Raw genomic sequence first — 20,892 nt, forward strand, 5'->3', positions numbered from 1 at the left:
CCCGAAACTGCAACGTTGCAGGAGCGGTATCACTCAATCCTGCAAAACTGCAGGAGATTGAACGGAATAAATGTGCTGCTTAAACGCAGTATTTTGGACAACTGGGTTGAAAACTACCGTAAGAAACGACGTTGTCTTTTCATGGAACACCTTTTTGGCGCAAGGTTACCACCTCTATGACTATCCGGGATTTAGTAGTAGACCACTATAGTTACGGCTGCGTTACGGCTGCCTGAAACGAAAAAGCCCTGGCTCTTACGAGCCAAGGCTTTGAAATAATGGCGGAGGGATAGGGATTTGAACCCTAGGTAGGCTATTAACCTACGCCGGTTTTCAAGACCGGTGCTTTCAACCACTCAGCCATCCCTCCGAACAGGGGCTTATATTACATTGTATTTTTATTCCGTCAACACTTTTCTATTAAATCAATGGCTTAGACGTATAGATGTTCTTCTCCCTGCATAGCTGAACGTTGGCTTTGCTAAGTAACCCGTGTCGGCCAGTAGATCCGTGACGGTGCCCAGAAGTCTGCGGCAATGCCTCGATCCTGGTCAGTGCTGGAACGATCTGCTGTTTGTCGTTTGTCGTTTGTCGCCTGGGTCAGGTGGGTGCTGACAATCAGCATCGTCTCGGCATCCACCCCGACCTGAGCGTTATAACACTGCTCAAAGCCGCCGCCGGAGACGGCATGATGCGAGACTCGTCGTCCGTCAGATTGACTTGATCAGTATCCCGAGGGCCGGGCTGCGGTGGTTTGCCCCGGGGCTTTTTTCCAGCGTCCCTCTGAGTCTGCCGTTTGGCCTCTTTTTGCAGGTAGTCGGCCTGCTCCTGTTCGAAGCGCTCTTGCGCTCGCGCCTCTATGATACGCTTGGCGTCAACCAGCGCTTCACGCCGGGCAATCTCGGCGGGGATATCCATACCACCATCAACCACAGATGCCTGATCCTCCGCCTGGACGGCGAGGGCGCTCACTTCGGCCTTGAGTTGCGTAGCCATAAATCAACAAACTGAGTAATACGGCAGGATGATGGGCCCGTGAGCCGCGCCCAGCATACTGTCGGGTTAGCTCAGACAGATCGAGCTGATCAACCACGTCGACGACAAACCGGGCCAGATGATCCTCAGGTAACCAGTCCTGAATGGATGGTGGAAGCAGGTGTCCCGATCGGCGATGACGAAATGTCCCATCATTAAACTCCAGCGGTGGCGTGCGTTGTTCCGATTATCTCACTTCGATTCTGCTTGGTTAAGTCCGACAGGCTGCTAGACACCTGATGATGCATTTCCCAAAGAACAAGGCACTTATGATCAATAACGTCAGGCCTTTATTACAGCATTCGAACCCGAAGCCGCCTCGATCACTGAGAAGTTTTCCGATTGCCGCAGATTGCCAACGATGCCTGACACTTTGGTCGCCGGTCAAATATTTTAGTCGTAACAGAAGGGCATGACATCAATCAGTCATACCCATCTGACATTCCCCAATGCTTTAAGTCAGCTCAGTATTTCTTCGATGGTGATGTAGTCACCCACACGGCCAGTCATCTGTTCAGCATCGGTATTAACCGGCAGCGTTTTCTTGCCTGGTCTCCAGCCTGCCGGGCAGACCTCGCCCGTTTTAGTGGCATACTGCCAGGCTTCTACCTGACGCAAAAACTCATTAACGTTACGGCCAACCGAATCAGCCTGTACTTCCTGTGCCACACAGACACCATCCGGGTTAAACAGGAAACGACCGCGTAATGCCACGCCTTCTTCTTCAATCAGCACACCAAAGTCACGACTGACTTCCTGAGTTGTATCGGCACCGATGGTCAACTGTAGACCGGCAAGAACCGGCTCCGTCTCGACAAAGCGCTTGTGCGAGAATTTGGAATCCACCGAAACAGCCAGAATCTCGACGCCCATTTGCTGAAACTCATCGTATTTAGCATTCATTGCCGCAATTTCTGTCGGACAAACAAAGGTGAAATCTGCCGGATAGAAACAGATCACGGCCCATTTACCCTTATAGTCTTCACTGGATACAGTAGTGTAATGCCCGCTTTTGGCATCATACGCATCCATAGTGAATTCCGGCATTTCGCGACGTACCATGGTTGAACTCATCGTCTTTTTCTCCTCAAAATTAGTCATTCCTGCATCAGCCTGCTCAGGCTTTTTTGGCTTACGTGGTTTGAGCGGTGTATCGCAACTCATAACGTTCTCCTCTGCTTGGTGCCGCAGCCTGTTGCCACAGCTCTTCGATTAGCGCCGTGGAACTCACATCGGCCGCCTATCTGCAGCCATAATATAACCAATTAGTTATATTTAAATATACAAATATTCATAAGAGCGATGGGTAAAGCCTATAGAGCAGAAAAAACACACATGACGCGCTATATACGCGCCATACAGAGGAAGGTGAGAATAAATAAAGGAGAGAAACAGACACGGATGGCAGAAAGCCATCCGGAGCCCAGCACGGGCACCGGATTAAATAGATAGTCCCAGATGGGTTACTCAGCCGCCGCCAGCGCCGTTTTCACCCAGCCATCAAAGGTCTTCTGGTTAGCTTTGATCCACAGGTCGGCATGCCGTTCGATATCAGCAACCGAGTCGTCACCATTGGCGATCATTCTGTTTTCCGCACTGACGGCATTGATCGGTAATTTCATAACGGCGAACAGTTTCGCCGCAGCCGGGTTGTTCTCCGTCCAGGTTTTGTTTGCCACAATGCGCTCGGCGTTGATATCAAAACCGTAGTCCTTGCCGTTCGCCAGCCGGGTATCCGTGCCATTCGGATTGGCAGAGTAAGGCACCTCCAGCCACACCACATCCCTGCCCGGTATCAATTTGCCAGACACCCAATATGGGGTCCAGGTGTAATACAGAACTGGCTTGCCCTCATTATAACGGGCGATGGTATCGGAAATAATGGCAGCGTATTGCCCCTGATTGTGGCTGATACGGTCACGCAGCTTGAATACATCCAACTGGTATTCAATCACGCCTTCGCAACCCCAACCGGCATTACAGCCAGCCAGATCCGCCTTGCCGTCACCGTTGGTGTCGAACAGTTGCGCCAACTTGGGATCTTTCAGGTCAGTGATTTTGCTGATGCCGTATTTTTCTGCGGTTTTTTTATCAATCAGGTAGCCCTGAGCAGCACCGTTGATATAGGTGCCCTGGCGGTAGAATTTTTCGTCACCTCCCGCATTTTTGTACATGGTGTTATGCAGCGGATACCAGTTCACGGTCGTGTAGGTCAAGTCGCCATTGGCAATAGCGGTATAACCGACACTGTAATCCACTTCCTTGATCGGCTTGATGTCATAACCCAGTTTGGCCAGTGCTTTATTGACAATGACGGTCTGGAATTTTTCTTCCGCGATCGGGCTGTGAAATGCCTGCACACGAATACCTTTGCCGGGCAGGTCAGCCCCGTTAACAACACTGCTCAATATCAGGGTAGCCACACTGGTAGCGAAGCCAGCCATCAAAGATCTGGTTTTCATAGTCGTTCCTGTTATGGGTTTCTGTTGATCAGTCTGAGCAGCAGGCCGACAGGGCCGACCTGATACCAGTGACGTGCGCCGCGTGCGCGGGCATCCTGACCCAGCGCCTGGGTCAGTCGATCGAGAATAATGGCGAGAATCACAATGCCGATGCCGCCCACTGCAGCCAGACCAATATCCAATCGGCCAATCCCCCGCAGTACCATCAGTCCCAGTCCGCCGACAGATATCATGGAGGCAATCACCACCATCGACAGACTCAGCATCAACGTCTGATTGACCCCAGCCATAATCGTGGGCATCGCCAGTGGTAACTGTACTTTAAACAGCAGCTGGCGCGGACTGGCACCAAAGGATGCTGACGCTTCAATCAGATCACCTGGAACCTGACGGATACCTAAATTGGTCAAGCGGATCACTGGCGGCATGGCAAACACAATGGTCACTACCACGCCCGGAACATTACCGATGCCGAACAGCATCACGATGGGTACCAGATAGACAAATGCCGGTGTGGTCTGCATGGCATCCAGTGTCGGCCGCAGCATGCGGTTTAAACCATTGCTACGGGCCATCAAAACGCCCAACGGCAACCCCAGCAGGATGCAGAAAAAGACCGAGGTGAGTACCAGCGACAACGTCGTCATGGCTTCACTCCAGGCGCCGATGGCACCCAGTATAACCATCCCCAGTGCTGTACCGATCGCCAGGCGGCCGCCAGCCAATTGCCATGCCAGCAGGGCAAACAGCCCTATCATCAGCAGCGGTGGGGTGCTGTTGAGCAATAAATCGATGGCGTTCAGTGTGGCATCAATCGGCACTTTAATGCCGATAAAAAACGACCGAAAATGCACCACCATCCAATTCAGTCCGTGTTCCACCCACTCTTGCAGCGGCACCCAGGCTTCTGGAAAAGGATCTGCCAAAGTGAATTCCACAGCCTCTTTGACACTGTCGTCCTGCAACCAGCTTTCGGTCTGATCGTTATCAGATGCTGGCTCCGCATTACCCCAAGGATTGGTTTCGGCACGATTATCCGCCGCAGAAGCGAATGGATTATCCTCTGGTTCACCTTTTGGCTCACCTTGGGGGTTGTTCGGTGTTGCGACGAAGGGATTGCTGTCGTCACTCATGAGGGCAGACTCCTTTCTTCATCTCCTGACGCACGGTCGAGGGTCTCCAGCAGGCGGGTTTTGGTAATACTGCCGATAAATTCACCGCCCCTGACCACCGGAACGGGATAGTCAGACTGGGCAACCGTCGCAATCAACTCGCGCACAGGCGTTCCGGCATCAACCGTTGTGGCATCGGCAGCGGTGGTCAGGTAATGCTCCACCGTGGCACTGGCTTTTTCTTTTTCCAGTTCACTGAGTGATGCCACACCGACGAACTGCTGTTCGTCATCGACCACATAACCATATTCAATACCATTTTCCATCAACTGCTGCACCGCGCCTTCCACGCTGGCCGAGCTGTCGATGGTAGTCTGTGGCAGCACCTCTGCCACATGATGGGCGACATAGACATTGGCAATATCCACGCCCTTGAAGAAGGACTTCACATACGCATTGGCCGGATTTTGCAAAATATCGCTCGGAGTACCGATCTGAACCACTTCGCCGTTCTGCATAATGGCAATGCGGTCACCAATACGCATGGCTTCGTCGAGATCGTGGGAAATAAAGACAACGGTACGGCGGTGATTAGCTTGCAACTTCACCAGTTCATCCTGCATTTCCGTGCGGATCAGCGGATCCAACGCCGAAAAAGCCTCATCCATCAGCATAATGTCCGGGTTGTTGGCCAGCGCCCGTGCCAGACCCACTCGCTGCTGCATGCCGCCCGACAGTTCGTCTGGATAAGAACGGCCGTGCGCAGCCAGCCCCACCTGTTCCAGCGCAGCCTGTGCCTTACGGCGGCGTTCTTTTACGCCAGTACCCAACAGCTCCAGACCGAAGGCGGCGTTATCCAGCACACTCATATGAGGCATCAGGGCAAATGACTGAAATACCATGCTGATTTTTTTACGCCGCACGTCACGCAGCTGTTGCTGGTTAATCACAGCAATGTCCTCACCGTCGATCAAAACCTGTCCACGGGTCGGCTCTATTAATCGATTCAGTAGCCGTACCAACGTCGATTTACCGGAGCCAGACAAGCCCATAATGACGAAGATTTCACCTTTGCAGATGCTCAGGTTGACCTCTTTGACGCCAACTGTCTGTCCGGTGAGAGCGAAGATTTCGTCCTTGCCGATCCCCTGATCAACCAGCGCCAGTGCCTGTTCGGGATCAGCACCAAACACTTTGTAGAGGTTTTTTACTTCGAGTTTGATGGATGCTCTATCAGGGGGTGTCATGATTATTTATTTATAGCTGTAAGTATTTTCACCTTACAGAACTTTAGCCGTATTTTCAAAACATCGGGCCATTGACGAGACTAGAGGCAAAGATGCCTTAAAGCCGGAAAACAAGGCCAAACAGACGATTTCAAAGCCGCAAGAACGATTTTTCAGTCACTCCTAAAGCCGGAGTAAAAGACATCACCTCCGCGAGAATCAGCAGGATAACCGAATTATTACATTCAACTCTAAGGAGTACCCAAATACCTTCGCACAGCTCTTCGATAGCGTTGCACCTACTGGGAATCCAGACGCCCTCTATGCGCACGCCCCCTATTGCGTCGATGCCAGGAAAGCCGCACCATTAGCGGCTACTCCAATATCCAGAACTTCAGTTTTATGGCCAGTTTTTCCTTACTGCTCACCGAAAGCCCATTCCCCGGCACTAGCCACCAACAGGCGCAGGATTTTATTCGTGCCGCGCTGGCGCTGGGGCATCAGATTCAGCGGGTATTTTTCTATCAGGATGCGGTGCTCTGTGGCAACAATCGCATTCAGGCCCCCCAAGGACAGCAGGATGTGGGTGAGCAGTGGCGGCAACTTGCCAAGGTCGGGCAATTTCCCTTGCAACTGTGTATTGCCAACAGCATTCGCAGGGGTATTGTCGACGCACAGGAAAGCGAGCGTTACGGCTTGTCGGGTGCCACTATCAAGTCCGGCTTTGAACTGGCGGGTCTTGGCGAAATGGCTGACGCCACCACTAACTCCGATCGCCTGGTGGAATTCTGATGTCAACGGATCAGCACAACCTCATTATGATTACGGCAGCACCTGTCGCCGATGCCGAACCGATCGATATGGCGCTGGCGCTGGCGGCGTTCGATCAACCCACCACGATGCTCTTTCTGGGCCAAGGTATCTACTGGCTGATCAATGGACAGCAGGCGCGCAAGCCTGGCGGCAAGTCTCCGTCTCGCCTGGTGGCAGCATTGCCGATGTACGAATGCGAAGCGATCTATTATGCCGCCAGTGACCTGGAGCCTTTATGCCTGAATGCCGAGCAGCTCTCCAGACTGGCAACCGCTGCCACGGATGACGTCATCAGAACTCTGATCGCCTCCAGCCACCATTGTCTGAGTTTCTGATATGACCTTGCATACCCTGAACCTGGCCAACCCTGATGTGCTGCAACGCCTGCTGCGTTTTGCCAACCCGCAAGACAGCTTGCTGCTGACCGGTGATGGCGTTTATCTGCTGCCTCAGCTCAATGCCAACCCAGCGGCCATTGTCACGTACTATCGCCGCCCGGATGCCGACCAGCGAGGTCTCGATACCCGCTATTCTCCAGCTATTCCTATAGATGACGAAGCTTGGGTTAAACTGACCCTGACGCATCAGCGCCTTCTCACTTGGAAACAGTCATGACTGACACTGACAATCGCCTACTCAGCCCTCAATTACTCGACGCTCGGCTGCTCGATAAGGACGGTTTTCTGGTGAATCTTGACGACTGGAATCCGGCCATGGCAGCACAGTTGGCCCAGACAGAAAACATCCAGCTTACCGATGCACACTGGGAAATCTTGCGACTGCTACGGCAATTTCATGCCGAGTTTGACCTGTCGCCCGCCATGCGCCCGCTGACCAAATACATCAAAACCCACCTCGGTGCCGAACAAGCCAGCAGCATTTATTTACTCAAGCTGTTTCCTGGAAGCCCCGCCAAAATCGCCGCCAAAATAGCAGGGCTGCCACGCCCGGAGAATTGCCTGTGACCCAGATAAACACACCCGTCAGCTATAAAAACAAGCACCCTTTGGCGGATTTTGTCCGCATTTTTGCTCGTGGTAAAAATGCCAGCCGCAGCATGACCTTTGATGAAGCCAAATTCACTATGGGCGAATTGGTTGCCGGTCGTTTTGAACCGGAACAACTGGGTGCAATCCTGATGCTGCTGCGAGTAAAGGAAGAGACGGCGGAAGAACTGGCCGGATTTGCTGCCGCCATCAACGACCAATGGCCCGCTGCTGCTGAAGGCGCAATGGCGTATGACCTGGTCTGGCCAAGCTATGCTGGCAAGCGCCGTCAGCCTTTCTGGTGTTTGTTATCCGCACTGCTGCTGGAGCAAATGGGCTATCGCATTCTGTTCCATGGCAGTACCGCGCATACCGAAGGCAGGGTGTACCTGCACGAAGTTTTTGAACAACTCAACCTCCCCACCCTCAATACACTGGAACAGATCAATCACGGCCCCAGCCTGGCCTACCTGCCTTGCGCAGAAATCAATCCGGTGTTTCAACGCTGGCTGTCACTGAAGGCTATCCTCGGTGTTCGTTCACCCATCAATACCTTGCTGAAAACCATTGCACCGAGCGGAGTTGCCAGCGTTCAGGGGATATTCCACCCGGGGTATGCCATCACTCACGCCGGTGCCGCCGCAATCAATGGCAACGACATGCTGGTCATCAAGGGCGAAGGGGGTGAGTTTGAGGTCAATCCGGAGCGAGCCTGTCGTGCCCGTTATCATCTGAATGGTCAATCCGGGGAACTGGTCATTACCAACCAGCAAAGCCATTTTGCCGATAAACCGGAAGGCATAGAGAGCAGCCTGCTGACACGGTTGTGGCAAGGTCAGCTGACCAGCGATTACGCCTTACAGGCGGTCATTCACACCGCTGCACTGGCGCTGGTGACCATTCGCAAGCAACCAGAGCAACTGGAGGCCCTGATTGCAGAGTGTCATGCCGCATGGCAAGCACGGGACAAAACCAGGCTGGACAACAACAGGGAGTGATGACACCCGCCTGATCTGAAGATCAGGCGGTTAAAGTGCCTCATCAGCTGCGCCAGGCCAGCTTGCGATGCAGACTAACGACGCTGCCGATGATCGTCAATGTCGGTGCCTGCACCTCATTGGCAGCAATAAAGTCAGGCATATCGGCCAATGTGCCGATGTGCACTTTCTGATCGGGCAACGTACCCTTCTCAACCAAGGCGATTGGTGTTGTCGCATCCATGCCATGCTGAACCAGCTGCCGACAGATTTCCGCGATGCCGCCTAACCCCATATAGATAACCAGCGTCTGGTGCGGGTGAATCAGCTCGGACCAGGGCAGATTACAGCTGCCATCGCGCAGATGCCCGGTCACGAAACGAACGCTCTGGGCATGATCCCGATGCGTCAGTGGGATGCCGGCATAAGCAGCACAGCCGCTGGCAGCAGTGATACCAGGCACCACCTGAAAGGGAACGCCATACTGCGCCAGCAGTTCAATCTCTTCACCGCCACGACCAAAGATAAACGGGTCACCGCCTTTCAGCCGCAATACCCGCTTGCCTTTACGCGCCTCATCCGCCAGCCGCTGATTGATTTCTTCTTGTGGTACCGCATGATCACTTTTTGCCTTGCCAACATAAATGCGTTCAGCGTCACCCGCAATCAGCGCCATCACACCCGGCCCGACCAGGCGATCATAAAAGACTACATCCGCAGACTGAATCAGGCGCAAGGCACGAAACGTCAACAAATCCGGGTCACCTGGCCCAGCCCCGACCAGATACACCTCGCCCATGCTGGCTTCCTGACCGGCAAGTAACTGATTGGCCAGCAGTTGGGCACGCTCTGGCTGACGCGCCAGCACCAGCTCGGGCACGTTACTGCGCATGAATTTGCGCCAGAATGCCGTTCGCAACGGAGCAGCCAGGCGGTCTTTTACCTGACCACGCATGGCTTCAACCATTTCACCCAGCTGACGGTATTCCTGTGGCAAAAACGCCTCCAGACGCTGACGCAAATGGCGCGTCAATGCTGGCGAGGCACCACGACTGGAAATCGCGACCATCACGGGCGAGCGATCAATCACCGCCGGAAAGATAAAATCATTGTCGTCCTGATTATCAACCCGACAGACGAAACACCCTTGCTGGCGAGCAGCACTGGCGAGCACCGCATTCAGAATCTCATTATCCGTTGCCAGTACAACAAAAGCGCCGGGAGTAAAAACCTCTTGTTCACTGGCTTCACGAGCTTGCAACTGAATCGAACCCTGCTGTGCCAGACGGGCGATATCCACCCCCGCTGTTGGCGCTATCACGGTCACTGCCGCCCCCGCCTGAACCAGAGTGTGAACCTTGCGACTGGCAATCGCACCGCCACCAACCACATAAAATGGCCGAATGTCTCCTTTCAGAACCAGCGGCAATGTCATCATGGATTCAGTACCTCAAGGCCACCCATATACGGGCGCAAGACATCCGGCACGATCACACTGCCGTCAGCCTGTTGATAGTTTTCCAGCACTGCAACCAGCGTACGGCCAACGGCAAGGCCGGAACCGTTCAGGGTATGCAGCAGCTCGGGCTTGCCTGTTTCCGGGTTACGCCAGCGCGCCTGCATACGACGCGCCTGATAATCCATAAAGTTACTGCACGATGAGATCTCGCGATACTTGTCCTGTCCTGGCAACCAGACCTCGAGATCATAGGTTTTGGCCGCCGAAAATCCCAGGTCGCCACCACACAGAATCACCTTGCGATACGGCAAGCCCAGCTTCTGCAGAATTGCTTCGGCATGGCCTGTGAGTTCTTCCAGCGCAGTTTCAGACTGGCCCGCCTGAACAAACTGCACCAGCTCAACCTTGTCGAACTGGTGCTGACGAATCATGCCGCGCGTATCGCGACCATAGCTGCCCGCTTCACTGCGAAAACAAGGCGTATGAGCCACTTTTTTGATCGGCAACTCAGCCTCAACCACGCTGTCACGCAGCAGATTGGTCACTGGTACTTCGGCGGTCGGGATCAAATAAAAATCCTTGTCGCCTTGTGCTGCCGGGATACAAAACAGATCTTCCGCAAATTTGGGCAACTGGCCAGTGCCTTCCAGCGCCTCTCTATTCACCAGATAAGGGACATAGGTTTCTTCATAACCATGTTCTTCAATATGGGTATTGAGCATAAACTGGGCGAGTGCCCGATGCAGCCGGGCGATTTGGCCACTCAGAGCAACAAAACGGGAACCGGCAACCGCCGTACCAGCATCAAAGCTCATTCCCAGCGGCTCACCCAGATCCACATGATCACGGGCGCTAAAATCCAGTTTGACCGGTTCACCCCAGGTCAGAACTTCGATGTTGTCGTCTTCATCCTTGCCAGCAGGAACGTCGTCATGCGGTACGTTCGGAATGGCCATCAGCCAGTCGTGCAGGGCCGCTTCGGCTTCTTTGGCTTCGCTTTCGGCAACGGAGATATCGGAGTCAATGCCGCCCATCACCTGGCTCTTGGCGGCGTCCGGCGACATTCCCTGCTTGATCAACACACCCACCTGCCTGGAGGCTTTTTTCTTTTCGGCCTGCAAGGATTGGGCGCGGGTCAATGCGGACTTGCGACGCTCATCCATGGAGGAAAAACTGGCAGCGTCAAATTCAACGCCTTTTTTCCCCAGTGCTGCCGTTACGATTTCCAGGTTGTCGCGAATAAACTTGATGTCGAGCATGTGAATAAAGTCCGGATATGTAAAACGTCTAAATTGAGTTCGGGGCACATCCTGCAAGACCCTGTCGAGAACAGGCGTTTGCAGAGTTGCCCTCCGTATCAGCTATGGCTTTTAAGCAGACTGTTGGCCAGCACCATACCAGTACCGGTTGCCAGCAAACAGCCAATGACGGAAACGCCGATGTAGGCTGCAAATGCGCTATATCGCTGCTGCTGCAACAAGGCCACACTTTCCAGAGAAAACGTCGAGAACGTGGTAAAGGCCCCCAGAAAACCAACCATGGCCAACTGCTTGTGGTGCTCACTGCCCCACTGCTGCTGAACCAGCAAAACAAAGGCCAAGCCAATCACGAAGGAGCCTATCAGGTTCACTGACAGCGTGCCATACGGGAACGCCTTGCCCATCCAGCGGAATACGGTGCTGGCCACCCAGTAGCGGGAGATTGCTCCCAGGGCGCCGCCCAGTCCGATCCATAACAGGGCCATGATCATTCTCCTTCTATCTTGTCTATTCGGGCTGATCCGAATGATTGTGATGGTAACGCTGAATCGGCGACTGACGATTCAACTCTTTCAGGTGTTCCAGTTTCTGACCGATTTTACTCTCCAGTCCACGCTCTACCGGATGGTAAAAACAGGCGTCGCGTAATTCAGCCGGAAGGTAATTTTCTCCCGCCGCAAATGCACCCGGTTCATCATGGGCGTAGCGGTATTCCGCACCATAATCGAGCTCCTTCATCAGCCGGGTTGGTGCATTACGCAAATGCAGCGGCACCTCAAATCCTGGCTGTGAGGCAATCAGGGCGCGCACCTCATTATAAGCTTTATAAACGGCATTACTTTTGGGCGCACAGGCCAGATAAATCACGGCCTGGGCTAATGCCAATTCGCCCTCCGGGCTGCCCAGGCGCTCCTGAGTATCCCAGGCACTCATACACAGCCCCAACGCACGTGGATCCGCATTACCAATATCTTCACTGGCCATCCGCACAATACGCCGGGCCAGATACAGCGGATCACAACCACCATCCAACATTCGTACCAGCCAGTACAAGGCCGCATCCGGATCAGAACCACGAACCGATTTGTGCATCGCCGAAATCTGGTCATAAAAAGCTTCGCCGCCCTTGTCAAAGCGACGCCCTGGCTGAGTCAGCAGGGTATCAATCACTGCGGGAGTCAGTGCCTGGCCAGCAGCCAACTGCAAAGCAAATTCATAGTTATTCAGCGCTCGACGAGCATCGCCATCGGCCACCAGGGCGATACGTTGCAGGGCATCGGCTTCAGCAACAGCGGATAACTCGCCCGCTGTCAGCAAACGTTGCTCGGCCTGCTGCAATACCAGCAACACCTCGTCCTGGCTCAGGCTGCGCAGCACGTATACCTGGGCGCGAGAGAGCAAGGCGTTGTTCAGTTCAAACGAGGGGTTCTCGGTGGTGGCGCCAATAAACAGCAGCGTTCCGTCTTCGACATGAGGCAGAAAGGCATCTTGTTGGGACTTGTTAAAGCGGTGCACTTCGTCAATAAACAGCACCGTCATGATGCCTTGGGAACGATACATACGGGCCTGGTCGACCGCCGCCCGGATGTCTTTGACACCCGACATCACCGCACTCAGAGAAATAAATCGGGCATCAACATAACTGGCAACCAGCCGCGCCAGCGTGGTTTTACCGACACCTGGAGGCCCCCAGAAAATCAGCGAATGCAGTTGCCCTGCATCCAGCGAACGGCGCAATGGCGCGCCGGGACCAACCACATGGGTCTGGCCGACATATTCCTGCAGTGATTGCGGCCGCATGCGAGATGCCAGCGGTTCATAACCACCTGGCTGGGCAAACAGATCAGCAGAGCCTGAAGCCATCAGAAACCGGCACGGGCATCAATCACATCAACACCTTCTGGCACATCAAACACAAAGGCCATCCCATCCAGCGGCTGATTACGCGCAACGTTGCTGAGCTGAATATCCGTCACCTGACCGGTGGCGTCGGCAATGGTCATCGACACTAACTGATCAGCCTGATAGGCAAATTCGAGTGACTCGAACAATTGGCTTTTATCATGCGGAATCAAATGAAATACGCGCAAGCCATCCTGTTGGAACTGGCTAACCTCAAAGTTACTGGCAACATCTGCTTGCCGCCCACCCAGCAGCAAAGCAGGTGTATCCTGCACCCGCATCTCCAGATTACGGATGGTGACCTGCTCCAGATCCTGATCATAAACCCAGACCACCTTGCCGTCCGAGACCACCAGTTGCTCGTAAGGCGGACGGGTTTCCCAGCGTAATTTTCCAGGATTGGCAATCGCCAGACGCCCTTCGGTTTGTTGCAGCACTTGCCCTTGTTGATCCTGGACGGTCTGAACAAAATCAGCTTCCAGCGTCGTCGTTCCTCCCAGTCGCTGTACAAAAGACGTCAGGGCAGCGTCATCGGCAGCCGCCACCAGAGGATAAAAAACAGCCGCCAGCAGTGTCAAAAACACCTTCGGCAACGGATGAAAAAAACGGTTCAGAGACAAAAAGACATCCTCAAATATTCCAGAATTTGTAACAACACCAGGGGGCGCTCTCAATGATTTGCCACAGCCTGTCAGCAGGATCGGTTTAATATTTGAGAACGTCACCGAAGTAACTTGTTGCTTTTGAGATTCATTAAAAAGGCCGATCCGGCGGCGGCGCAGCCATGACTTCACGACTGCCGTTATGGGCCGGAGGGCTCACCACTCCGGCAGCTTCCATCGCTTCAACCAGGCGCGCCGCGCGGTTGTAACCAATACGCAATTTGCGCTGTACCGATGAGGTTGAACATTTACCCGATTCCGTCACGAAGGCGACGGCCTGATCAAACAGCTCATCCTGTTCGTCGCCGCCTTCTCCAGCGGCCAGGACGGACTGTGATTCCTCCGACATCTGGGTAATTTCCTCCAGATAATCTGGTTCACCACGCAACTTCCACTCTGCCACAACCCGGTGCACCTCATCATCATCGACAAAGGCACCGTGTATCCGTTCCGGCAAAGCCAGCCCCGGTGGCATAAACAACATATCGCCATGGCCCAGCAGTTGCTCTGCCCCGCCCTGATCCAGAATGGTTCTGGAATCGATGCGGGAAGATACCTGGAAGGCAATACGTGTCGGAACGTTGGCTTTGATCAACCCGGTAATCACATCGACCGACGGCCGCTGCGTTGCCAGTATCATATGAATGCCTGCGGCACGAGCTTTCTGGGCGATGCGGGCAATCAGCTCTTCAACCTTTTTGCCCACCATCATCATCATGTCAGCGAATTCGTCGATCACGATCACAATATAAGGCAAGGGTTCCATCATTCGTGGCGTCGTGTCGTACGACTGCGAAATATCCCAAAGCGGATCCAGTAGCGGCTCACCGGCTGCAATCGCGTCACGTACTTTCTTGTTGTAGCCCGCCAGGTTACGCACACCCATGGTCGCCATTAGCTGATAGCGCCGCTCCATTTCGGCCACGGACCAACGCAAGCCATTAGCCGCCTCTTTCATATCGGTAATAACCGGCGTCAGCAGATGTGGAATCCCCTCATAAACAGACAATTCCAGCATCTTGGGGTCAACCATGATCAGGCGCAGCTCTTCCGGTGTGGCTTTGAAGAGCATGCTCAGGATCATGGCATTGATGCCCACCGACTTACCCGAACCGGTAGTACCTGCCACCAGAAGGTGAGGCATTTTCGCCAGATCCGCCACAATCGAGTTACCGCCAATGTCATGCCCGAGCGCCAGTGTTAATGGCGATTTTGATTTGTCGAATTCGTTGGAAGACAGGACTTCGGAAAATGACACGATCGCGCGATTTTCGTTGGGAACCTCAATCCCCATGACCGATTTCCCGGGAATCACCTCCACCACTCGAACACTGATCATTGCCATGGAGCGGGCCAGGTCTTTTGCCAGGTTGGTAATTTTGCTTGCCTTGACCCCAGGCGCTGGCTGGATTTCAAAGCGCGTAATCACCGGCCCGGGCGCAACGGCAACCACAGCAATCTTGACGCCAAAGTCTGCCAACTTCTGCACCAGCAACTTCGACATCTCATGTAATCGTTCCGACGAGAAGCCACTTTTCTGATCGGTACGCGGAGGATCCAGTACCGCGATCGAAGGCAAGGGGGATTTTTCCTGGAACAGCGCACCTTGCAAATCGCGCTTGGCTCGTTCGCTAACCCCCGTGTCTTTTTTTTCCAGCGGCTGAATGGGAATCACCTTGTCTTCTGCAACAACACTCGCCGGTTTGGCTGCAGCATTCACCCGACTTGCTTCCTCCGGGTTGCGGGATGTTGCTGCAGCCGCTGGTGCAGCGGGTACACGCGGCGAAGGTGTCGAGGTGTCTGGCTCGGTCAACCATGGAATATCCGCATCATCCTCTTGCGGCAACGATGGACGACGGTTCGATCCTGCTGTTGCCGCAACAACTGGCTCCGGCGCTACCGCTACCAGCGGCATTTCAGACGCGGCAGAAAAAATATTATCATCGGCATCATCGTCAGCAACAGCAGAGGGAAATACATCCAGCAAACCGGCATCACCCAGCACCGGTTCCGAGCGCCCGCCACTTCGCGCCGCAGCAGTGGCCATATCGGCTTTCCGCTCTGGATCGACCTCACCAGCGTTGACCGGCTCGTCGTTACCCGCGCCCTTTTTCTTACCGATACCCAAGCGTGACCAGAACCCGGCTGCTGGGCTATCAACATCCATATCATTGCCCTGCGCATCCAGTAAATTGACATCATCACTGTCATTGTCGCTCGAGCCTAACACTGCAGCTGGCATCGAATGATCTTGCCAGTCACTAACCGCCAGATCAGACTTTTTCCTGCGGGAGAACAAGGCCAGCAGTGCTCCGCCAATCCGGTCAAATAACGCCAGCCACGAAAATTCGAGGAACAGCATCAACCCCAACGCCAAACCCGCTACAAGAATTACAACCGAGCCAGAAAAGCCAAACAGCGGTGAAAGAAAGCCAAAAACCGTTACTCCCAGGACACCACCAGAACCAACTGGCAACTCCTGCCCGAGCCAGATACTCAGGTGCGCCAGTGAACACAAAGCGGACAGCGTCAGGACAATACCGAAGCCCCGTAACAACCAAATGACCCAGCCCGCTCGATCCGGCTTACGGAACAGCAACCAGAGCTTCGCCAGTAGTAAAGCGGGCAAACCATAGGCAAGATAGCCGAAGCCATGAAACAGAATATCGGCAACAATGGCACCTACTTTTCCGACGGCATTATGCGCAGGCCCGGAGCCACTGGCAGACCAGCCCTGATCTGATGGAGAATAGCTGGACAACGCCATTAACAGCAGCAAACAGGCCAGCGTCAGCAGCAAAAACAAGGCATCCTGACGACGGCTCCATACGGCTGCAGCCTGAGCTCCGGAATTAGCATCAACGGCATCGGCCATTTCCGGTGTATCCTTAGACAAATCAATACCCTGCGACATCAATAAAGACCTGAGTTTACCACGGCTAAAACATGATTGATTGGTTGGATGAATGCGCTGATCCGCAATTTCCGGATACATCGAACGCTTTGAACGATCCCAATGGATTGTTGGCTGCCGGAGGAAAAATAACCCCTCTGTGGCTACATCATGCCTATTCCAGAGGTATATTCCCGTGGCATGGCCATGACGAGCCTCGCTTGTGGTGGACACCAGCGCCCCGAGCCGTCATTTTGGCGGACACTTTTCGTATTCCGCGCACCATTCGCAAAGAACTGAAACGCAGCCCACTGAGCTTTACCAGCAACCTGGCCTTCAGGCAGGTAATGGCCGCTTGCGCAGAAACCCACGCCAAACATTCAGGCACCTGGATCCAGCCAGAAATGATCGATGAATACCATCGCCTGGCTGCTGCCGGTTTTGCCTTGAGCGTTGAATGCTGGAACAACAAAGGTGATCTGGTTGGTGGTTTTTATGGCATCCGGATTGGCGTGGCCTTTTTTGGTGAATCGATGTTTTCCCGCCAACCCAACACCGCAAAATTGGCATTTGCCTGTGCTGCACCACAGCTAATAGATAACGGTATAAAAATAATCGATTGCCAAATGCATACCGAGCACCTGGCCAGATTCGGCATTGTCACTCTCAGCCGCCGTCAGTTCGAAAGCCACCTGCACCAGGCGATTCAACGTATACCTACCAGACCTTTGTTGCCAACCTGGCTAAATAAGCCAGCAACAACCGGCTCCACCAGCCCTTCGGAGGTGCCACAGTGACCCGAATCATGCTACTCAAACCACAATCAACTCACCCCTGTGGTTATCTGACCAATCAGGAATCCGTCAGCCTGTATGTCGATCCCAAGATAGTTCCGGATGAATTCCTGCTCAGCCAACTCAACCTGAACGGCTTCCGCCGCAGTGGTCGCAGCCTCTATCGACCGGACTGCCCAAACTGTAACGCCTGCACGTCGGTGCGCATTCCGGTTGATCGATTTTCACCCAAACGTCGTTTCCGCAAAGTATTACAACGCCTGAAGCACTGGCAACTCAGTGTAGAAACACCTGCGATGAATTTGTACCCGGATTACGCAGCCTACATTGATGCACGCCATGCCGACGGCAGTATGTATCCGCCATCAAAAGAACAATTTAACGACTTCCTCGTCAACGGCTTCAACAATCATTTTTTCCTAGTTGCCAGAGAAAACGGCCACTTCAGGGCCTGCCTGGTATTTGATGTGTTTATGGATGGTTTATCATCTGTTTATTGTTTTTATGACCCGGCACTGACCCGCGAGTCACCAGGTACCTTTATGATCCTGCAACTGACCCGACTGACGGCAGCACTGAAATTGCCGCATCATTACCTGGGATACTGGGTGCCTGGCTGTACCAAAATGGAATACAAAACCGACTTCCAGCCACTGGAACAGTTCGTTAGTGGCAATTGGTGTAGTTATTCTGTCGTATAACTTTGATTATTGAAGGGAATTAGGGCAGAATGCGCCCGCTCTGTATATTCTCTAAACAGGTGATGAATGGCGAAAGACGATCATATTGAAATGGAAGGTGAGGTTATAGACACTCTGCCTAATACCATGTTCCGCGTAAAACTTGAAAACGGTCACGTGGTTACGGCTCACATTTCCGGAAAGATGCGCAAGAACTACATCCGCATCCTGACTGGCGACAAGGTCAAGGTTGAGCTGACTCCCTACGACCTTAGTAAAGGCCGAATTACCTATCGCGCCCGTTAATCGGTAGCGATATCTGTGCCCCTGCCTTAACAGGCAGGGGCACAGACTACCCCCCTCTTCAGGCAGGCACCTCTTCAGGCACGACAATCACTAACTCGCCGTCTTCGACCTGAACCAGTACATCCCCACCACGCGCCAATTCTCCGAACAGAATCTTTTCTGCCAACGGCTTCTTGACCTTTTCCTGCACCAGACGACCCATTGGGCGAGCACCCATTTTTTCGTCATAGCCATGCTCTGCCAGCCAGAAACGTGCATCATCATCGATATGCAACATCACGCGCTTGTCATCCAACTGCCCCTGCAACTCAGCCAGGAACTTGTCGACCACATTCAGAATCGTGTCTCGACCCAACGCCGCAAACTGCACGGTCGCATCCAGACGATTACGGAATTCTGGCGTAAAGAACTTTTTCAATTCTTCCGCACCATCAACCGTATGATCCTGGTGGGTAAAGCCGATACTGGCGCGACTCATGCGCTCAGCGCCCGCATTAGTGGTCATGATCAGAATTACGTTACGGAAGTCGGTCTTGCGACCATTGTTATCCGTCAGCGTGCCATGATCCATCACCTGCAACAGAATATTAAAGACCTCTGGATGCGCCTTTTCGATCTCGTCCAGCAACAAGACACAGTGTGGCGTCTTGTTAACCGTTTCCGTCAACAACCCACCTTGATCGTAGCCGACATACCCTGGAGGCGCACCAATCAAGCGTGAAACCGTATGACGTTCCATATACTCGGACATGTCAAACCGGATCAGTTCCATTCCCATCACATTGGCCAACTGACGCGATACTTCGGTTTTACCCACCCCTGTCGGCCCGGCAAACAAAAATGAACCAATCGGTTTTTGCGGTGCACTGAGGCCCGCACGGGACATCTTGATCGCAGTCGACAAGGTCTGAATTGCCTCATTCTGACCAAATACCACCATCTGCAACTTATCTTCAAGCTTGAACAGCAGCTCTTTGTCATCCGCAGATACTGTTTTGGGCGGAATACGGGCAATTGCCGCAATCACCTGTTCTATCTCGGTGACATTGATCTGCTTCTTGCGCTTGCTGACAGGTAACAGCTGTTGCAACGCCCCCACTTCATCAATCACATCGATCGCCTTGTCTGGCAGATTGCGATCCGTGATGTAACGGTCAGACAGCTCTGCAGCGGCACGCAACGCCTTGTCTGTGTACTTGACGTTGTGGTGATCTTCAAATCTGGATTTCAGCCCCTTGAGGATTTTGTAAGTATCTTCAACGGAGGGCGCAGCCACATCAATTTTCTGAAAACGTCGTGTTAATGCACTGTCTTTTTCAAAAATCCCGCGAAACTCAGTAAACGTCGTCGAACCCACGACGCGAATCTCTCCAGAACTCAGCATTGGCTTCAACAGGTTGCTGGCATCCATGACACCACCCGAAGCGGCACCCGCGCCGATAATGGTATGGATCTCATCAATAAACAAAATGCCGTGAGGCTGGCGCTTGAGTTCTGCCAACAGGGCCTTCAGGCGTTTTTCAAAATCGCCCCGGTATTTGGTGCCAGCAAGCAAGGCCCCCATATCCAGGCTGTAAACCACGGCGTTATTAATCACGTCAGGCACTTCGCCATCGACAATACGTTTGGCCAGACCTTCGACAATCGCCGTTTTCCCGACACCGGAATCTCCTACCAGCAGCGGGTTATTCTTGCGGCGACGGGACAGAATCTGGATCAGTCGGCTAACCTCATGATCACGGCCAATCAGCGGATCAATCTTGCCTTCACGAGCCACCTTGTTGAGATTGGTCGCATACCCTTCCAGCGCATTACTGGCAGATGCTTCGCCATCTTCGTCTGCTGCTTCCGATGCACCGGCTGCGCCGGACTCATCATCCTGACCAGACACCTTGGAAATGCCGTGAGAGATGTAATTGACCACATCAATACGGGCAATATTCTGTTGTTTGAGAAAATAAACCGCCTGACTCTCCTGCTCACTAAAAATAGCAACGAGAACGTTGGCACCGGTAACTTCTGCCTTGCCGGACGACTGCACATGAAATACAGCGCGCTGAAGCACACGCTGAAACCCCAGGGTCGGCTGGGTTTCACGTTCGTCATCGGTATCCGGAATCAGTGGCGTTGTTGCATCCACAAAATCCGTCAGCTCCTTGCGCAAGCGCGGAACATCCGCCCCACAGGCTCCAAGTACGGCTGACGCTGCATCATTGTCGAGCAATGCCAACAATAAATGCTCTACGGTCATAAACTCATGCCGTTTTGAGCGAGCGTCTTTAAAAGCCTCATTCAGAGTAAGCTCTAACTCTTTGTTCAGCATTGA

At 53.4% G+C, this 20,892-nt stretch carries 20 protein-coding genes, 1 tRNA gene and 1 pseudogene; 9 read left to right on the forward strand and 13 right to left on the reverse strand.

Features of this window, described 5'->3' with window-relative positions:
• Window positions 1-180 (forward strand): hypothetical protein (locus WG929_RS18070; RefSeq protein WP_416207209.1); only part of this gene is annotated, 180 nt, incomplete at its 5' end.
• A 99-nt stretch (window positions 181-279) separates the two neighbouring features.
• Here the strand turns inward: WG929_RS18070 and WG929_RS18075 are convergent.
• From WG929_RS18075 to proV, 6 genes and pseudogenes are all read right to left on the reverse strand, one after another.
• Window positions 280-370, reverse strand: a tRNA-Ser gene (locus WG929_RS18075).
• 198 nt (window positions 371-568) lie between these two features.
• Window positions 569-1,201 (reverse strand): annotated as a pseudogene (locus tag WG929_RS18080) (transposase); the annotation flags it as partial.
• 293 nt (window positions 1,202-1,494) lie between these two features.
• On the reverse strand, window positions 1,495-2,109 hold the full coding sequence (locus WG929_RS18085) for a peroxiredoxin (protein WP_369857931.1): 615 nt from the start codon (window positions 2,107-2,109) through the stop codon (window positions 1,495-1,497).
• Window positions 2,110-2,498: 389 nt separating this feature from the next.
• Window positions 2,499-3,497, reverse strand: a complete 999-nt coding sequence (gene proX / locus WG929_RS18090; RefSeq protein ID WP_369857930.1) for a glycine betaine/L-proline ABC transporter substrate-binding protein ProX — start codon at window positions 3,495-3,497, stop codon at window positions 2,499-2,501.
• 11 nt (window positions 3,498-3,508) lie between these two features.
• Window positions 3,509-4,630, reverse strand: coding sequence for a glycine betaine/L-proline ABC transporter permease ProW (gene proW / locus WG929_RS18095; RefSeq protein ID WP_369857929.1), 1,122 nt, complete (start codon window positions 4,628-4,630; stop codon window positions 3,509-3,511).
• A complete protein-coding gene (proV, locus tag WG929_RS18100) occupies window positions 4,627-5,856 on the reverse strand; it encodes a glycine betaine/L-proline ABC transporter ATP-binding protein ProV (protein WP_416207210.1) in 1,230 nt (409 codons plus the stop codon). The genes proW and proV overlap by 4 nt, the downstream gene beginning before the upstream one ends.
• Before the next feature lie 318 nt (window positions 5,857-6,174).
• Here proV and tusD point away from each other — a divergent pair, with 318 nt between their 5' ends.
• The 5 genes from tusD to WG929_RS18125 are packed head-to-tail and all read left to right on the forward strand — an operon-like array spanning window position 6,175 to window position 8,632.
• Window positions 6,175-6,627, forward strand: a complete 453-nt coding sequence (tusD, locus tag WG929_RS18105) for a sulfurtransferase complex subunit TusD (protein ID WP_369857927.1) — start codon at window positions 6,175-6,177, stop codon at window positions 6,625-6,627.
• On the forward strand, window positions 6,627-6,983 hold the full coding sequence (locus WG929_RS18110) for a DsrE family protein (protein WP_369857926.1): 357 nt from the start codon (window positions 6,627-6,629) through the stop codon (window positions 6,981-6,983). Before tusD ends, WG929_RS18110 begins: the two co-directional genes overlap by 1 nt.
• Window position 6,984: 1 nt before the next feature.
• Entirely contained in the window at window positions 6,985-7,263 is a 279-nt protein-coding gene (locus tag WG929_RS18115; RefSeq protein WP_369857925.1) for a DsrH/TusB family sulfur relay protein, read from the forward strand.
• Window positions 7,260-7,613, forward strand: a complete 354-nt coding sequence (locus tag WG929_RS18120; protein WP_369857924.1) for a TusE/DsrC/DsvC family sulfur relay protein — start codon at window positions 7,260-7,262, stop codon at window positions 7,611-7,613. Before WG929_RS18115 ends, WG929_RS18120 begins: the two co-directional genes overlap by 4 nt.
• The gene (locus WG929_RS18125; RefSeq protein ID WP_369857923.1) at window positions 7,610-8,632 is read left to right on the forward strand and encodes a glycosyl transferase family protein; all 1,023 of its coding nucleotides are present in this window, start codon (window positions 7,610-7,612) and stop codon (window positions 8,630-8,632) included. The genes WG929_RS18120 and WG929_RS18125 overlap by 4 nt, the downstream gene beginning before the upstream one ends.
• A gap of 43 nt (window positions 8,633-8,675) precedes the next feature.
• On the opposite strand, the gene cysG is transcribed toward WG929_RS18125, so the two are convergent.
• The 6 genes from cysG to WG929_RS21345 form a co-directional block, all read right to left on the reverse strand.
• Entirely contained in the window at window positions 8,676-10,049 is a 1,374-nt protein-coding gene (gene cysG / locus WG929_RS18130) for a siroheme synthase CysG (RefSeq protein WP_369857922.1), read from the reverse strand.
• Window positions 10,046-11,329, reverse strand: a complete 1,284-nt coding sequence (serS, locus tag WG929_RS18135; protein WP_369857921.1) for a serine--tRNA ligase — start codon at window positions 11,327-11,329, stop codon at window positions 10,046-10,048. The genes cysG and serS overlap by 4 nt, the downstream gene beginning before the upstream one ends.
• Before the next feature lie 98 nt (window positions 11,330-11,427).
• Window positions 11,428-11,814, reverse strand: a complete 387-nt coding sequence (crcB, locus tag WG929_RS18140) for a fluoride efflux transporter CrcB (protein ID WP_369857920.1) — start codon at window positions 11,812-11,814, stop codon at window positions 11,428-11,430.
• Window positions 11,815-11,836: 22 nt separating this feature from the next.
• Window positions 11,837-13,192: a replication-associated recombination protein A gene (locus tag WG929_RS18145; RefSeq protein ID WP_369857919.1), complete on the reverse strand. Its 1,356-nt coding sequence runs from the start codon at window positions 13,190-13,192 to the stop codon at window positions 11,837-11,839.
• Window positions 13,192-13,851, reverse strand: a complete 660-nt coding sequence (gene lolA, locus WG929_RS18150; protein ID WP_416207211.1) for an outer membrane lipoprotein periplasmic chaperone LolA — start codon at window positions 13,849-13,851, stop codon at window positions 13,192-13,194. Before lolA ends, WG929_RS18145 begins: the two co-directional genes overlap by 1 nt.
• Window positions 13,852-13,984: 133 nt before the next feature.
• Window positions 13,985-16,789 (reverse strand): DNA translocase FtsK, encoded by a 2,805-nt coding sequence (locus WG929_RS21345; protein WP_435873326.1) that lies wholly within the window; start codon window positions 16,787-16,789, stop codon window positions 13,985-13,987.
• A gap of 50 nt (window positions 16,790-16,839) precedes the next feature.
• Here WG929_RS21345 and aat point away from each other — a divergent pair, with 50 nt between their 5' ends.
• The 3 genes from aat to infA all read left to right on the forward strand — a co-directional run bounded on the left by aat (window position 16,840) and on the right by infA (window position 18,566).
• The gene (aat, locus tag WG929_RS18165) at window positions 16,840-17,583 is read left to right on the forward strand and encodes a leucyl/phenylalanyl-tRNA--protein transferase (protein ID WP_369857917.1); all 744 of its coding nucleotides are present in this window, start codon (window positions 16,840-16,842) and stop codon (window positions 17,581-17,583) included.
• Window positions 17,580-18,281, forward strand: coding sequence for an arginyltransferase (locus WG929_RS18170; protein ID WP_369857916.1), 702 nt, complete (start codon window positions 17,580-17,582; stop codon window positions 18,279-18,281). Before aat ends, WG929_RS18170 begins: the two co-directional genes overlap by 4 nt.
• A 66-nt stretch (window positions 18,282-18,347) precedes the next feature.
• Window positions 18,348-18,566 (forward strand): translation initiation factor IF-1, encoded by a 219-nt coding sequence (gene infA / locus WG929_RS18175; RefSeq protein ID WP_028292799.1) that lies wholly within the window; start codon window positions 18,348-18,350, stop codon window positions 18,564-18,566.
• A gap of 58 nt (window positions 18,567-18,624) precedes the next feature.
• Here infA and clpA read toward each other — a convergent pair whose 3' ends face one another.
• Window positions 18,625-20,889, reverse strand: a complete 2,265-nt coding sequence (gene clpA, locus WG929_RS18180; RefSeq protein WP_369857915.1) for an ATP-dependent Clp protease ATP-binding subunit ClpA — start codon at window positions 20,887-20,889, stop codon at window positions 18,625-18,627.
• Window positions 20,890-20,892: the final 3 nt, after the last annotated feature.

The organism is Oceanobacter antarcticus, assembly GCF_044962685.1.
Lineage (GTDB): Bacteria > Pseudomonadota > Gammaproteobacteria > Pseudomonadales > Oceanobacteraceae > Oceanobacter > Oceanobacter antarcticus.